The organism is Pseudomonas sp. CP-1, assembly GCF_021213715.1.
Lineage (GTDB): Bacteria > Pseudomonadota > Gammaproteobacteria > Pseudomonadales > Pseudomonadaceae > Pseudomonas > Pseudomonas aeruginosa.
The window spans coordinates 85,260-97,685 of sequence record NZ_JAJQKY010000022.1 but is presented as its reverse complement, the minus strand read 5'-3'; the positions used below and the strand labels follow the sequence as shown (position 1 = coordinate 97,685).

General features: G+C 67.0%; 14 protein-coding genes and 1 tRNA gene. 8 read left to right on the top strand and 7 right to left on the bottom strand.

Going from position 1 to position 12,426, the window contains the following annotated elements; all coding sequences use genetic code 11:
* Positions 1-6: 6 nt before the first annotated feature.
* From LT948_RS28580 to LT948_RS28555, 6 genes are all read right to left on the bottom strand, one after another.
* Positions 7-993, bottom strand: coding sequence for an aliphatic sulfonate ABC transporter substrate-binding protein (locus LT948_RS28580; RefSeq protein WP_003113358.1), 987 nt, complete (start codon positions 991-993; stop codon positions 7-9).
* A 107-nt stretch (positions 994-1,100) separates the two neighbouring features.
* Positions 1,101-2,252 (bottom strand): acyl-CoA dehydrogenase, encoded by a 1,152-nt coding sequence (locus LT948_RS28575; RefSeq protein WP_003162150.1) that lies wholly within the window; start codon positions 2,250-2,252, stop codon positions 1,101-1,103.
* 4 nt (positions 2,253-2,256) lie between these two features.
* Complete coding sequence (locus LT948_RS28570) at positions 2,257-3,339, bottom strand: LLM class flavin-dependent oxidoreductase (protein WP_033996147.1); 1,083 nt, start codon at positions 3,337-3,339, stop codon at positions 2,257-2,259.
* A gap of 9 nt (positions 3,340-3,348) precedes the next feature.
* Entirely contained in the window at positions 3,349-4,293 is a 945-nt protein-coding gene (locus LT948_RS28565; RefSeq protein WP_003130939.1) for an ABC transporter substrate-binding protein, read from the bottom strand.
* 9 nt (positions 4,294-4,302) lie between these two features.
* Positions 4,303-5,370, bottom strand: coding sequence for an LLM class flavin-dependent oxidoreductase (locus LT948_RS28560; RefSeq protein ID WP_003130938.1), 1,068 nt, complete (start codon positions 5,368-5,370; stop codon positions 4,303-4,305).
* A gap of 339 nt (positions 5,371-5,709) precedes the next feature.
* Positions 5,710-6,606 (bottom strand): LysR family transcriptional regulator, encoded by an 897-nt coding sequence (locus LT948_RS28555; RefSeq protein ID WP_003090383.1) that lies wholly within the window; start codon positions 6,604-6,606, stop codon positions 5,710-5,712.
* Positions 6,607-6,718: 112 nt separating this feature from the next.
* Here LT948_RS28555 and LT948_RS28550 point away from each other — a divergent pair, with 112 nt between their 5' ends.
* Together LT948_RS28550 and LT948_RS28545 are read left to right on the top strand one after the other, a co-directional pair.
* Positions 6,719-7,324, top strand: a complete 606-nt coding sequence (locus tag LT948_RS28550; protein WP_033996146.1) for a 3-mercaptopropionate dioxygenase — start codon at positions 6,719-6,721, stop codon at positions 7,322-7,324.
* Positions 7,321-8,904 (top strand): rhodanese-related sulfurtransferase, encoded by a 1,584-nt coding sequence (locus LT948_RS28545; protein WP_023091682.1) that lies wholly within the window; start codon positions 7,321-7,323, stop codon positions 8,902-8,904. Before LT948_RS28550 ends, LT948_RS28545 begins: the two co-directional genes overlap by 4 nt.
* 134 nt (positions 8,905-9,038) lie before the next feature.
* Here the strand turns inward: LT948_RS28545 and LT948_RS28540 are convergent.
* A tRNA-Ser gene (locus LT948_RS28540) sits at positions 9,039-9,128 on the bottom strand.
* A gap of 129 nt (positions 9,129-9,257) precedes the next feature.
* On the opposite strand from LT948_RS28540, the gene LT948_RS28535 reads away from it, so the two are divergent.
* The 6 genes from LT948_RS28535 to LT948_RS28510 all read left to right on the top strand — a co-directional run bounded on the left by LT948_RS28535 (position 9,258) and on the right by LT948_RS28510 (position 12,405).
* The gene (locus tag LT948_RS28535) at positions 9,258-9,926 is read left to right on the top strand and encodes a Bax inhibitor-1/YccA family protein (RefSeq protein WP_003090386.1); all 669 of its coding nucleotides are present in this window, start codon (positions 9,258-9,260) and stop codon (positions 9,924-9,926) included.
* Positions 9,927-10,036: 110 nt separating this feature from the next.
* Positions 10,037-10,432 (top strand): sulfurtransferase complex subunit TusD, encoded by a 396-nt coding sequence (gene tusD / locus LT948_RS28530; protein ID WP_019485635.1) that lies wholly within the window; start codon positions 10,037-10,039, stop codon positions 10,430-10,432.
* Positions 10,429-10,788 (top strand): sulfurtransferase complex subunit TusC, encoded by a 360-nt coding sequence (tusC, locus tag LT948_RS28525; RefSeq protein WP_003090389.1) that lies wholly within the window; start codon positions 10,429-10,431, stop codon positions 10,786-10,788. Before tusD ends, tusC begins: the two co-directional genes overlap by 4 nt.
* Positions 10,788-11,093 carry a sulfurtransferase complex subunit TusB gene (gene tusB, locus LT948_RS28520; protein ID WP_003090391.1) on the top strand — a complete coding sequence of 102 codons (306 nt, stop codon included), beginning with the start codon at positions 10,788-10,790 and terminating at the stop codon, positions 11,091-11,093. Before tusC ends, tusB begins: the two co-directional genes overlap by 1 nt.
* Entirely contained in the window at positions 11,090-11,425 is a 336-nt protein-coding gene (locus LT948_RS28515; protein ID WP_003090393.1) for a TusE/DsrC/DsvC family sulfur relay protein, read from the top strand. Before tusB ends, LT948_RS28515 begins: the two co-directional genes overlap by 4 nt.
* Positions 11,422-12,405, top strand: coding sequence for a glycosyl transferase family protein (locus LT948_RS28510; protein WP_003108776.1), 984 nt, complete (start codon positions 11,422-11,424; stop codon positions 12,403-12,405). The genes LT948_RS28515 and LT948_RS28510 overlap by 4 nt, the downstream gene beginning before the upstream one ends.
* The last annotated feature ends 21 nt before the right edge of the window (positions 12,406-12,426 follow it).

Below are 12,426 nucleotides of genomic sequence, written 5' to 3'. Positions count from 1 at the left end.
AACTCCTCAACGCTGGCCGACGCGGAGGTCGGCGGGCAACTGGCGGGCCACTTCGGCGGCACCGGCGGACAGGCTGAAGTCGAACGCCGGGGCGACCTCCAGCGACTTCGGCAGCACGCCTTCGGCATGGAAGAAATCGGCGGCGGTCTGCAGGGTGGCGGCAACCTCCGGACCGAAGACCACAGGACTGATGCGCGCCTCGCCAACCCAGCGCCGAGTGACTTCGCGCGGCATGTTCAGATCCTTGGCCAGGGCCTCGGCGAACGCCTCCGGATGCCTCAGGGCCCAGGCCTGGGCACGCGCCAGGCGGGTCAGCAGGTCGCTGATCGCGGCCTTCTTGCGGGCGATCGCAGCGTCGCTGGCCAGGGCATAGGAGTAGCCGGTCATGATCCCGGCACCGTTGTCGATGACCCGCGCCTGATCGAGCAGCACGGCGCTGGAGGTATAGGGCTCCCAGGGCACCCAGGCGTCTACCGAGCCACGCACCAGGGCGGCACGGCCGTCCACCGGACCAAGGAAGGAAAAGCTTACGTCCTGCGGTCCGAGGCCGGCGCGACGCAACGCGCCAAGGGCGAGGAAATGCCCCCAGCCGCCGCGATTGACGGCAATGCGCTTGCCCTTGAGGCCGGCCACCGAACGGATCGGCGAGTCCTTGCCGACCACCAGCGCCACGGTCGCCGGGTTGAAGTGCCAGGCGCCCACCGCCTTGAGCGGCGCGCCGGCAGCGTAGACGAAGAGGAACGGGATGTCGCCGGTAAAGCCTATGTCCAGGGCCCCGGCGTTGAGCGCCTCGAGCACCGGTGCACCGGAGGGGAACGCCGACATTTCCAGCTTGTACGGCAGGTCGTCGAGCTCGCCGGACGCGCGCAGGGCGGCGTAGCGGTCGCCCTTCACATCGCCCAGGCGCAGGCTGATGAGGTCGGCGGCGCTGGCGGCTCCAGCCAGCAGGGTCGCGGCCAGCAGGCCGGCAAGCACACACAGGGGTCGTTTCATGGGCAATCTCCAGGCAGCTCCGCACGGAGCCGGGGCTATCCTGGGCTATCCGTTCCGCCGGTGCGGTCGCCGACAAGGCCAGGGTCGAGAATCGTGGGAGGTACGTTTCAAAGACTCAGCGCCGCCCTCCCCGCCGCGCTCCAGACGCTATCTTTCTGTGGCGTGTGGACACGTCCGCAAAGCACGTCGCGGTAGTGCCGCTGTAGCGGATTGTGCCGGCTGAGGCCGTGGTTGCCGCTCAGTTCCAGGGCCTTCTCGACCACCGCCAACGCGTTGTCGATGACCGCGACCTTGAGCAGCCCGGAGTCGCTGGCGGGCAACTGTCCGCAGCACGCGGCATCGAGCAGCAGGCGGTTCTGCAGGAGCAGGCCGTCGATCCCGCCGAGCGCCTCCTGCATCCTCGGCAGGCTCGCCAACGGCGCGCCGAGACTGGCCGGCACGCGCTCGCGCAGCCAGCCGACGAGCCACTCGCGGGCGCTCCCGGCGATACCGTCGTAGAGAGCGCCAAGCAACACCGCGCTAGCCTGGGCGAAGTCGCGCAGCACGGCCTGGTCCGGCGCCGGAGGCTGGTCGTGGGGATGCAGGCCGATGGCGTTTTCCAGAGGCACCGCCACCTCTTCGAAGAGCACCTCGTGGCTGCCGCTGGCGCGCATGCCCAGATGGTCCCAGCTCTCCACGATACGGATGCCTGGGCTGTCGCGGCGCACCAGCCAGGTACCCACGCGGGGGATCGGCTCGTCGCTGCGCGCCCATACCGCCAGCCAGGTCAGGCCGGGAATGCCGGTGGTGTAGAGCTTGTGCCCAGACAGCTGCCAGCCGTCGCCGACACGCCGCGCCAGCGTACCCGGCAGACCGCCGCGTGACGGCGAACCCAGCTCGGGCTCCACGCGCAGGCTATTGATCAACGCCCCCTGCTCCAGCACCTCGCGCGCCACGCGCCGCTTGAGCGCGCCGGGCCAATCGGGGTTATCGGCCAGGCGCCGCAAATGCAGGTACTGCATGCACAGCACCAGGGCCGTGGAGGGTTCGCCGCGAGCCACCGCGCCGATTACCCGGCGCAGCTCGCCGAGGCTGGCGCCGGGACCGCCGAGCGCAGGCGGCAAGGCCAGGGCGAGCAGCCCGTGGTGTCGCAGCAGGGCCAGGTTGGCATGGGGAAAATCTCCGCTGCGGTCATGGGCATCGGCGCTTTCCGCCAGTTGCCGGGTCAGTTCTGGCAGCCGTTCATCGAACGCCGCCGAGGGAGTCTGCAGGACGGCCATGGGATCAGGCCGTGGCGCGCCGGCGCTCGCGCTCGGCGACTTTGGCGCGGGTCAGCGGGATCAGCTCGCGGCCATATTCCACGGCATCGGCGAGGGGATCGAAACCGCGAATGAGGATATTGCGCACGCCCAGGTCGTAGTAGGCGAGCAGGGCGTCGGCCACCTGTTCCGCGGTACCGACCAGGGCGGTGGAGTTGTGCCCACCACCGACCAGCCTGGCGATTCCGGTCCAAAGGCGCTCGTCGAGGCGCTCGCCCTGCTCCACCGCCTTGAGCAGACGCTGGGCGCCGACGCTCTGCGGCTTGCCCTTGGGGAAGCCGGCCTCGCCCAGGCGCGCGCTGGCGCTTGCGCGTATCGCCTCGGCCTTGGCCCAGGCCTCGTCCTCCGTGCGCCCGAGGATGGGCCGGAACGACAGGCTGAATTCCACTTCGCGACCATTCGAGCGCGCCTGTTCGCGCACAGCGGAGATGGTTTCGGCGGCCTGTGCCAGGGGTTCGCCCCAGAGCATGAACACATCGGCCTGCTTGCCGGCGACCTTCAGCGCGGCTTCCGAGGAGCCGCCGAAATACACCGGAATGTGCGGTTTCTGCTGCGGACGGATGGCCGAGAAGGCGTGCTCCACGCGGTAGTGCGCGCCGTGGAAATCGAAGGGTTCGGTGCTGGTCCAGGTGCGCTTGAGCAGTTCGATGAATTCGTCGCTGCGGGCATAGCGCTGGTCGTGGTCGAGATAATCGCCGTCCTTGCGCTGGTCGGCGTCGCTGCCGCCGCTGATGATATGCACCGCCAGGCGCCCGTCGAGGAGGTGTTCGAGGGTCGCCAGCTTGCGCGCGGCCAGGGTCGGGGCGACGAAACCGGGGCGGTGCGCCAGCAGCAGACCGATCCGGGAAGTGGCCAGGCCAGCGGCGGCGGCCACCAGGAATCCATCCGGCTGGTCCGACCAGTAGCCGACCAGGATTCGATCGAAGCCGGCCTCTTCGTGGGCGCGTGCGAAAGCGGCGATGTAAGGCTTGTCGAGGATAGGTCCGACCGGCGCGAGGGTCTCCGAGGCCAGGCGATGGCCGATCATGCCGAGAAACTGGATGCTCATGGTCCGTACTCAGTGGAAGGCTTCGTTGAAGGACGTGTCGATCACCGTGGAAGTGTCGAACGGCTTGGGCAAGGCACCGGTCTGCAGCAGGAAATCCGCGGTCTCCTGGTAGTCGGTGGCGGCCTGGGCGTCTACCGGGCCGACGCTCATGCCGGCCTGGCCGATCCAATGGCGGGAGACTGCCCGGTCGAGATTGGCCTTCTGCGCCCAGAGGTCGGCGTACTGCTCCTTGTGTGCCTCGACCCAGGCCCGTGCCTTGCGCAGGCGGCCGAGGAAGTCGGCGATCTGCGCGCGCCTGGGCTCGATGGAAGCAGCGTTGGCGGCGATGCTGGACAGCCCCGGCATCAGGTCGCGGGCGGTGAGAATCGGCCGTGCGCCGGAAACCACGATCTGCTGCGAGATATACGGCTCCCACACCGGAAAGGCATCGATGCTGCCGCGCGGCAAGGCGGCGGCGGCGTCGATCGGCATCAGCTTGACGAACTCCACGTAGTCCTTCGGCAAGCCGGCTTTCTCCAGCGCGCGCAAGGTCAGTTGCTGGCTCCAGGCACCGGGCCAGTAGGCGACTTTCCTGCCCTTGAGATCGGCAATGCTGCGCACCGGAGAATCCTTCGGCACCAGCAGGGCTATGGTATCGAGGTTCTGCCGCGAGACGCCGACCAGCTTCACCGGCGCACCCTTGGCGGCGAGGAAGATGAAGCCCGAGTCGCCGAGGAAACCCAGGTCCAGCGCTCCGGCCTGCAACCCCTCGGCCACCGGCGCGGCGGACTGGAAATGCTTCCATTCGACCTGGTAAGGCGCGCCTTCGAGAACTCCCGAGGCCTCCATTGAAGCCCGCACGTTGTAGTAGTTCTGGTCGCCCACACGCAACGTCGGCAGGTCTGCGGCCTGGGCCAGGGAGGCACCGAGCAGAAGCGTGGCGAAGCTGGTTAGCAGGTATTGCTTGAGTTTCATCGGAGCTCCTCAACCGGCGTGCCGCAACAGCGGCAGGCGGGCGATATGGTCATGTATGGCGGGAATCAGGCCCTGGCCGTAGCGCACGGCGTCGCCGAGCGGATCGAAGCCTCGAATCAGGAAGGTCGAGACGCCCAGCCGGTAGTACTCGCCAAGCGCAGCGGCAACCTGCTCGGGGGTGCCTACCAGGGCGGTGGAGTTCCAGCGCGCCCCGGTCAGCCGGGCCACGCCGGTCCACAAACGGCTGTCGAGCACCTCGCCCTGCTCGGCGGCGGCCAGCAGGCGCTGCGAACCGACGTTCTGCGGCTGGTGGTCGCGCAGCGGCAGACCGAGGCGCGCACGGTTCTCGCGGACCTGTTCGAGCACCTCGGCGGCACGCTTCCAGGCGGCCTCCTCGGTATCCGCGACGATCGGCCGGAATGACACCGAGAAGCGCGGATCGCGTCCCTGGGCCTTGGCGGCGGCGCGCACTCGGCGGATATGCCCGTCGACCGCGGCCAGCGGCTCGCCCCAGAGCATGTAGGTGTCGGCGTGCCTGGCGGCGACCTCGATGGCTGCGTCGGAGGAGCCACTGAAATAGATCGGTATGTGCGGCGACTGGCGCGGGCGCACCGCTGGCGAGGCGCCCTGGAAACGATAGAACTCGCCGTCGAAATCCACCGGTCCCGTGGCGGTCCAGATAGCACGCAGGGCTTGCAGGTATTCGTCGGTACGGGCGTAGCGGCGGTCATGGTCGAGGTAGTCGCCATCGCGCGCGAGGTCCTCGTCGTTACCACCACTGACTACGTTCAGGGCCAGGCGGCCCTCGCTGAACTGATCCAGGGTGGCCAGTTGGCGTGCCGCCAGCGGCGCTGCGATCACCCCCGGGCGATAGGCCAGGAGAACGCCAAGGCGCCGGGTGGCAGCGGCGACGAAGGAACTGACCACCGCGCCCTCGGCGGCATTGCTGAAATACCCCACCAGCACCCGGTCGAAGCCGGCGTCCTCATGGGCCTGGGCGAAACGCCGGACGAAACCGGCGTCCACAGCCTCCCCCAACGGCTGGTCCACCTCGGAACTCGGTGTGGCGGTGATCATGCCGAGAATTTCCACGCTCACGCTGTTGCCCTCGCCTGGGCCGCTCGACTGATAAGGTTGGCGGCTGTCGTTATAAGAAAAACATCTGCATGGGTGCTTTTCTTAGAAGCTACAGGCTGAAACTACATGATGGAAATTCATTTTTGTCATATCTTAATATGCTAAACACGCATATTTAGCTTTTCCGTCTTTGCGTTTCCCAAGGCGGACACTATGCGTAGCCGCCCTCGCTCCCTCTTCCCTCTGAAGCGAAAAGGGGCTCGCAGGGGAATGTTGATCCCGACTGCAGCCCCTTCTCATTCACGCTCCCGTCTCCCGGGGATCTCCCGGCGCCGCTACTCAACCGGCTTGCATATCCAACCCCTCGGCCACCGCCCTGCCGAACAGCCGTGCCGGCGTCTCCAGATTGCCCAGCAGGCGCGGACGCACCAGCCAGAGCTGGATCAGCGGCTGGAAATCCTCCAATTGCAGCACCTGCAACTGATCGCGGTAGCGGCTACGCGCCAGGGCCGGCGCCGGCACCAGGCCGAGACCCCGGCCCGCGGCGACCAGGCCCAGTTGCAGCTCGCTGCCGAAAGTCTCGAGGTTCAGTTGCAGGCCCAGGCCCTGATCGGCCAGGGCCCGTTGCAGGCCGGCACGGAAGCCGCAGCCATCGGGGTTGAGCACCCAGCCATGGTGGTAGCAATCGAGCAGGCGTCGCGCCTGGATGGCACTGTCGCGGGCGACCACCACGCAGAGTTCCATGCGCCCTAGGGGCGTGGCGCCGAGTTCTTCGGGGAACACCTTGCTTGGCGGAAACAACACCACTGCCGCGTCCAGTTCGGCATTCTCCAGGCGCGCCAGCAAATGGCTGCCCCAGCCAGTGCCGACCTGCGCGCGCAGCTCCGGGTACTCGTCGGCCAGCCGCCGAAGGGCATCCAGCAACACCACCTCGCCGATACTCTGCGGCACGCCCAGGCGCAGCACGCCACTTGGTGTGGCGTCGCCGGCCACCAGTTCGCGCAGGCCATCCACCTCGCGCAGCACCCGCCGGCACTGTTCGTAGACCCGCAGTCCGCTGGCGGTGGGTTTGAGCGGCTTGGTATTGCGGTCCAGCAATGCCACTCCGAGGGACTCCTCCAGGCTCTGTACCCGCCGGGTGATCGCAGACTGGGTCAGGCCCAGGCTCTCGGCGGCCTGGCTCAGGGAAGCGTTGCGGATCACCGCGACGAAGGCGTCGATGTCATCGATTTTCATGGGGCCGGCACCAATTGCATTTCTCGCATATTAGCTTAGATTCAAAATGCATTTCAGGAATAAAAAAGCGTTTGCTACCGTACCGCCAGAACTTCCCGGAGTGAATCCCCGCATGTCATCCATCCTGCGCCTCGACCGCCTGCGCCAGTTCATCGGCGAGCTGGCGACACTGCTCGACAGCCGTCCCGACGAATCCACCCTGCTCACCCAAGCCCCCCCCCTGCTGGCCGAGCTGGTGCGCCAGGACGACTGGCTGCCGGAAGACTGCGCCCGCCCCGATCCACAGCGCTACCAACAGTACCTGCTGCATGTCGACTCACGGCAGCGCTTCTCGGTGGTCAGCTTCGTCTGGGGGCCGGGCCAGATCACACCGGTACACGATCATCGGGTCTGGGGCCTGATCGGCATGCTCCGCGGGGCCGAATACTCGCAGCCGTACGCCTTCGATGCGGGGGGGCGTCCGCATCCCAGCGGAGCCCGTCGACGCCTGGAGCCCGGCGAGGTCGAAGCGCTGTCGCCACGCATTGGCGACGTGCACCAGGTGAGCAACGCCTTCAGCGACCGCACATCCATCAGTATCCACGTCTACGGCGCCAATATCGGTGCGGTACGGCGTGCCGTGTTCAGCGCCGAAGGTGAGGAAAAACCCTTCATTTCCGGCTATTCCAACAGCCGCTTGCCCAATATCTGGGACCTGTCGAAAGAGAACCACGCATGAGCCAGATCGCCGTACGCACCTTCCACGATATCCGCGCCGCTCTCCTCGCCCGCCGGGAGCTGGCGCTGCTCGACGTGCGCGAAGAGGACCCGTTCGCCCAGGCCCATCCCCTGTTCGCCGTCAACCTGCCGCTGTCCAGGCTGGAACTGGAGATCCATGCCCGGGTGCCGCGCCGCGACACGCCGATTACCGTCTACGACGACGGCGAAGGCCTGGCGCCGGTCGCCGCGCAACGCCTCCTCGACCTCGGCTACAGCGACGTGGCCTTGCTCGATGGCGGCCTGTCCGGTTGGCGCAACGCCGGCGGCGAGCTGTTCAGGGATGTGAACGTGCCGAGCAAGGCCTTCGGCGAACTGGTGGAGGCCGAGCGCCACACGCCATCGCTGGCCGCGGAGGAAGTACAGACTTTGCTCGACGCCAGGGCCGACGCGGTGATCCTGGATGCCCGTCGTTTCGACGAATACCAGACCATGAGTATCCCCGGCGGCATCAGCGTGCCCGGCGCCGAACTGGTGCTGCGCGTCGCCGAACTGGCGCCGGACCCGCGCACCCGGGTGATAGTCAACTGTGCCGGGCGCACTCGTAGCATCATCGGTACCCAGTCGCTGCTCAACGCCGGCATCCCCAACCCGGTGGCGGCATTACGCAACGGCACCATCGGCTGGACGCTGGCCGGTCAGCAACTGGAACACGGCCAGACGCGACGCTTCGGTGCGATCTCGCAGGACACTCGCAAGGCCGCCGCCCAGCGCGCCCGTGCCGTCGCCGACCGCGCCGGCGTCGAACGCCTCGACCTGGCCGGTCTGGCCCAATGGCAGGACGAGCACGACCGCACCACCTACCTGCTCGACGTACGCACGCCCGAGGAATACGAAGCCGGTCACCTGCCTGGCTCCCGCTCCACGCCCGGTGGCCAGCTGGTTCAGGAAACCGACCATGTCGCCAGCGTGCGCGGCGCGCGCCTGGTACTGGTGGACGACGATGGCGTACGCGCCAACATGAGCGCCTCCTGGCTGGCCCAGATGGGCTGGCAGGTCGCGGTACTGGACGGACTCTCCGACGCCGACTTCAGCGAGAGGGGCGCCTGGAGCGCGCCGCTGCCGGGGCAACCCCGGGCCGACACCATCGACCCGACCACCCTCGCCGCCTGGCTGGGCGAACCGGGCACCCGGGTGCTCGACTTCACCGCCAGCGCCAACTATGCGAAACGCCACATCCCCGGCGCCGCCTGGGTATTGCGCAGCCAGTTGAAGCAGGCACTGGAACGGCTGGGCACGGCCGAGCGCTACGTACTCACCTGCGGCAGCAGCCTGCTGGCGCGCTTCGCCGTGGCGGAAGTCCAGGCACTCAGCGGCAAGCCGGTGTTCCTTCTCGACGGCGGCACCAACGCCTGGGTCGCCGCGGGCCTGCCGACGGAAGACGGCGAAAGCCTGTTGGCGTCGCCGCGCATCGACCGCTACCGCCGCCCCTACGAAGGTACCGACAATCCGCGCGAAGCGATGCAGGGCTACCTGGACTGGGAGTTCGGCCTGGTGGAACAACTCGGTCGCGACGGAACCCACGGCTTCTTCGTGATCTGAAGCCATTACCCGACGAAATCGGAGAGTCATCGAATCGACGCCGGGCAGGCTGCGGAAACGATCCGGAAGTGCGGAAGAGCGGCGCCCCGAAAATGCAAAAGCCCCGCTCAGCGGGGCTTTTCAGTACGCGGATATGGCGGAGGCGGTGAGATTCGAACTCACGGAAGAGTCTCCCCTTCGACGGTTTTCAAGACCGTTGCCTTAAACCACTCGGCCACACCTCCGCATCGCGGGGCGCCATAGTACCGGATAGCAACACACTGTCAAACTCTATCGATTGGCCCTGGCAGAGGCTTTGCTATCATGCCCATCAGTACGTCATGGACCCGTTCCCGTTAAGGAGTACCCACACCATGCAAGAACAGCAATATCAGCTGAACTCCGCCGTCGCGGAACAGCGTGAAGTCAGCGGCGTTCTGCGCAATACCTACGGCCTGCTGGCACTCACCCTGGCCTTCAGCGGCCTGGTGGCCTACGTTTCGCAGCAGATGCGCCTGCCCTATCCGAACGTGTTCGTGGTGCTGATCGGCTTCTACGGCCTGTTCTTCCTTACCGTGAAGCTGCGCAACAGCGCCTGGGGCCTGGTCAGCACCTTCGCCCTGACCGGCTTCATGGGCTACACGCTCGGCCCGATCCTCAACATGTACCTCGGCCTGCCCAACGGCGGCAGCGTCATCACTTCGGCGTTCGCCATGACCGCCCTGGTGTTCTTCGGCCTGTCCGCCTATGTGCTGACCACCCGCAAGGACATGAGCTTCCTGTCCGGCTTCATCACCGCCGGCTTCTTCGTCCTGCTGGGCGCCGTGCTGGTATCGCTGTTCTTCCAGATCAGTGGCCTGCAACTGGCGATCAGCGCCGGCTTCGTCCTGTTCTCCTCGGCGATGATCCTCTACCAGACCAGCGCGATCATCCACGGCGGCGAACGCAACTACATCATGGCCACCATCAGCCTGTACGTGTCGATCTACAACCTGTTCATCAGCCTGTTGCAGATCTTCGGCATCGCCGGCGGCGACGACTGATAGAAAGCGCCTCCGGAAAAGCCCGTCCCCGCGACGGGCTTTTTCATTTGCGGACCGGCAAAACACAGGCATTGGTTTATCATTCGAAGAAATCCTTCGCGTATCGCAGCATGAAATTCGCCATCGCCCTATTCGCCCCCCCCCACTCCCCCGCCGCCCGCCGCGCGCTGCGCTTCAGCGAAGCCGCGCTGGCCGGCGGGCACGAAATCGTCCGCCTGTTCCTCTACCAGGACGGCGTGCACAGCGCCTCGGCCAACGTCGTGAGCGGCCAGGACGAGTTCGACCTGCCCGCCGCCTGGCGCGAGTTGGTCGAGCGCAACGGCCTGGACGCCGTGGTCTGCATCGCCGCCGCCCTTCGCCGCGGCGTGCTGAACGCCGAGGAAGCCGAACGCTACGGCCGTCCCGGCGCCAACCTTGGCGCACCATGGGAACTGTCCGGACTCGGCCAGTTGCACGAGGCGGCGCAAACCGCGGACCGCCTGGTCTGCTTCGGAGGCGACCGATGAGCCAGTCGCTGCTGATCATCAGCCGCCAGTCGCCCTGGTCCGGCCCGAGCGCCCGCGAGGCGCTGGACATAGCCCTGGCCGGCGGCGCCTTCGATCTACCGGTCGGCATGCTGTTCCTCGACGACGGCGCGTTCCAGCTGGCTCCCGGCCAGCATCCTGCGCACCTGCAGCAGAAGGACCTGCAGGCCAACCTGCAGGCCCTGCCGATGTTCGGCGTGGACGACCTCTACGTCTCGGCCCGCAGCCTGCGCGAGCGTGGCCTGGCGGAAGAGCGCCTGGCCCTCGCGGTCGAGGTGCTCGACGACCAGGCCCTGCGCGACCTGCTGCAACGCTACGACCAGGTGATTACCCTCTGATGGCCACGACCCTCCACGTACTGTCCCGCTCGCCGTTCAATGACGGCCGCCTGGGCAGTTGCCTGTACCTGCTCAACCCCGGCGACGGCCTGCTGCTCTGCGGCGACGCCGTGCACGCCTTGCTGGCCGGCAGCCACGCCTGCCAGGCCCTGGAACTGATGCCGGCGGAAATCGAACTGTTCGCCCTGCTGGAAGACCTCCAGGCGCGCGGTATCGAGGACGTCCCCGCTCGCCTGGTGGCGGTGGACTACCCCGGCTTCGTCGAACTCGCCACCCGCTTCGACAAGGTCAACAGTTGGCTATGACGCTCCTTACGCTGGAAGGCCGGGAAATCCGGCTGGACAAGGACGGCTACCTCGCCGCCCTCGACGATTGGTCGGAGCCGGTGGCGGAAGCCCTGGCCGCCCGCGAGGAGCTGGCCCTGACCGCCGAGCACTGGGAGATTCTCCAACTGCTCCGCGAGTTCTATGCGGAGTTCCAGCTGTCTCCGGCCAACCGCCCGCTGATCAAGTACGTCGCCCAGCGACTGGGGCCGGACAAGGGCAACAGCCTGCACCTCAACCACCTGTTCAAGGGCGCCCCGGCCAAGCTTGGCGCGAAGCTGGCCGGCCTGCCGAAACCGAGCAACTGTCTATGACTCTCTCGACTCCCGCCGAACATCCGTTCGCCCAGTTCGTCCGCATCCTCGGCAAAGGCAAGCGCGGAGCGCGCAGCCTGACCCGGGAGGAAGCCCGCGAGGCCCTCGGCATGATCCTCGACGGCAGGGTCGAGGACACCCAGCTGGGCGCCTTCCTCATGCTCCTGCGGCACAAGGAGGAAAGCAGCGAGGAACTGGCCGGTTTCACCGAGGCGGTGCGCGAGCGCCTGCAAGTCCCGTCCTTGCGCGTCGACCTCGACTGGCCCAGTTACGCCGGCAAGAAGCGCCACCTGCCCTGGTACCTGCTGGCCGCCAAGTGCCTGGCCGGCCATGGCGTGCGCATCCTCATGCACGGCGGCGGCGCGCATACCGCCGGACGCCTGTACAGCGAACAGTTGCTGGCGGCGCTGGAGATCCCGCTCTGCCACGACTGGCTGCAGGTAGAACAGGCCCTGGAGCGCGGCCACCTGGCGTTCATTCCGCTCGGCGCCTGGATGCCGGTGCTGCAACGTATGATCGATCTGCGCAATACCCTCGGTCTGCGCTCGCCGATCCATTCGCTGGTTCGCCTGCTCAACCCCCTGAATGCGGATTGCATCCTGCAGAGCATCTTCCACCCCGGTTACCAGGAAACCCACCGCGAGGCCAGCCGCCTGCTCGGCGACCGGGCCATCGTCATCAAGGGCGAAGGCGGCGAGATCGAAGTCAACCCGGACGTCGTCGCCCACCTGTATGGTTGCGACCAGGGCGAAGCCTGGGACGAGGAATGGCCGGCATTGTCGACGCACCGGCACATGAAGCCGGAACAGCTCGACCCGGGTTTCCTTCGGGCCGTCTGGGACGGCCGCGAAGGCGACGCCTATGGCCACCTGGCGGTGCTCTCCAGCATGGCCCTGGCGCTACGGGCCCTTGGCAAGAATCGCGAAGAAGCCTTCAAGGAAGCCGCACACTACTGGGCGACCCGAAACGAATCGATCTGATCGATACGAATAGCCCTTTAT

What these genes read in the sequence shown, in the direction of transcription:
- LT948_RS28555 (WP_003090383.1), bottom strand. Translation starts at nt 6,606, where the DNA reads ATGAAAATCGATGACATCGACGCCTTCGTCGCGGTGATCCGCAACGCT.
- LT948_RS28545 (WP_023091682.1), top strand. Translation starts at nt 7,321, where the DNA reads ATGAGCCAGATCGCCGTACGCACCTTCCACGATATCCGCGCCGCTCTC.
- LT948_RS28575 (WP_003162150.1), bottom strand. Translation starts at nt 2,252, where the DNA reads ATGGCCGTCCTGCAGACTCCCTCGGCGGCGTTCGATGAACGGCTGCCA.
- tusB (WP_003090391.1), top strand. Translation starts at nt 10,788, where the DNA reads ATGGCCACGACCCTCCACGTACTGTCCCGCTCGCCGTTCAATGACGGC.
- LT948_RS28515 (WP_003090393.1), top strand. Translation starts at nt 11,090, where the DNA reads ATGACGCTCCTTACGCTGGAAGGCCGGGAAATCCGGCTGGACAAGGAC.
- tusD (WP_019485635.1), top strand. Translation starts at nt 10,037, where the DNA reads ATGAAATTCGCCATCGCCCTATTCGCCCCCCCCCACTCCCCCGCCGCC.
- LT948_RS28535 (WP_003090386.1), top strand. Translation starts at nt 9,258, where the DNA reads ATGCAAGAACAGCAATATCAGCTGAACTCCGCCGTCGCGGAACAGCGT.
- LT948_RS28565 (WP_003130939.1), bottom strand. Translation starts at nt 4,293, where the DNA reads ATGAAACTCAAGCAATACCTGCTAACCAGCTTCGCCACGCTTCTGCTC.
- LT948_RS28510 (WP_003108776.1), top strand. Translation starts at nt 11,422, where the DNA reads ATGACTCTCTCGACTCCCGCCGAACATCCGTTCGCCCAGTTCGTCCGC.
- LT948_RS28570 (WP_033996147.1), bottom strand. Translation starts at nt 3,339, where the DNA reads ATGAGCATCCAGTTTCTCGGCATGATCGGCCATCGCCTGGCCTCGGAG.
- LT948_RS28580 (WP_003113358.1), bottom strand. Translation starts at nt 993, where the DNA reads ATGAAACGACCCCTGTGTGTGCTTGCCGGCCTGCTGGCCGCGACCCTG.
- tusC (WP_003090389.1), top strand. Translation starts at nt 10,429, where the DNA reads ATGAGCCAGTCGCTGCTGATCATCAGCCGCCAGTCGCCCTGGTCCGGC.
- LT948_RS28550 (WP_033996146.1), top strand. Translation starts at nt 6,719, where the DNA reads ATGTCATCCATCCTGCGCCTCGACCGCCTGCGCCAGTTCATCGGCGAG.
- LT948_RS28560 (WP_003130938.1), bottom strand. Translation starts at nt 5,370, where the DNA reads ATGATCACCGCCACACCGAGTTCCGAGGTGGACCAGCCGTTGGGGGAG.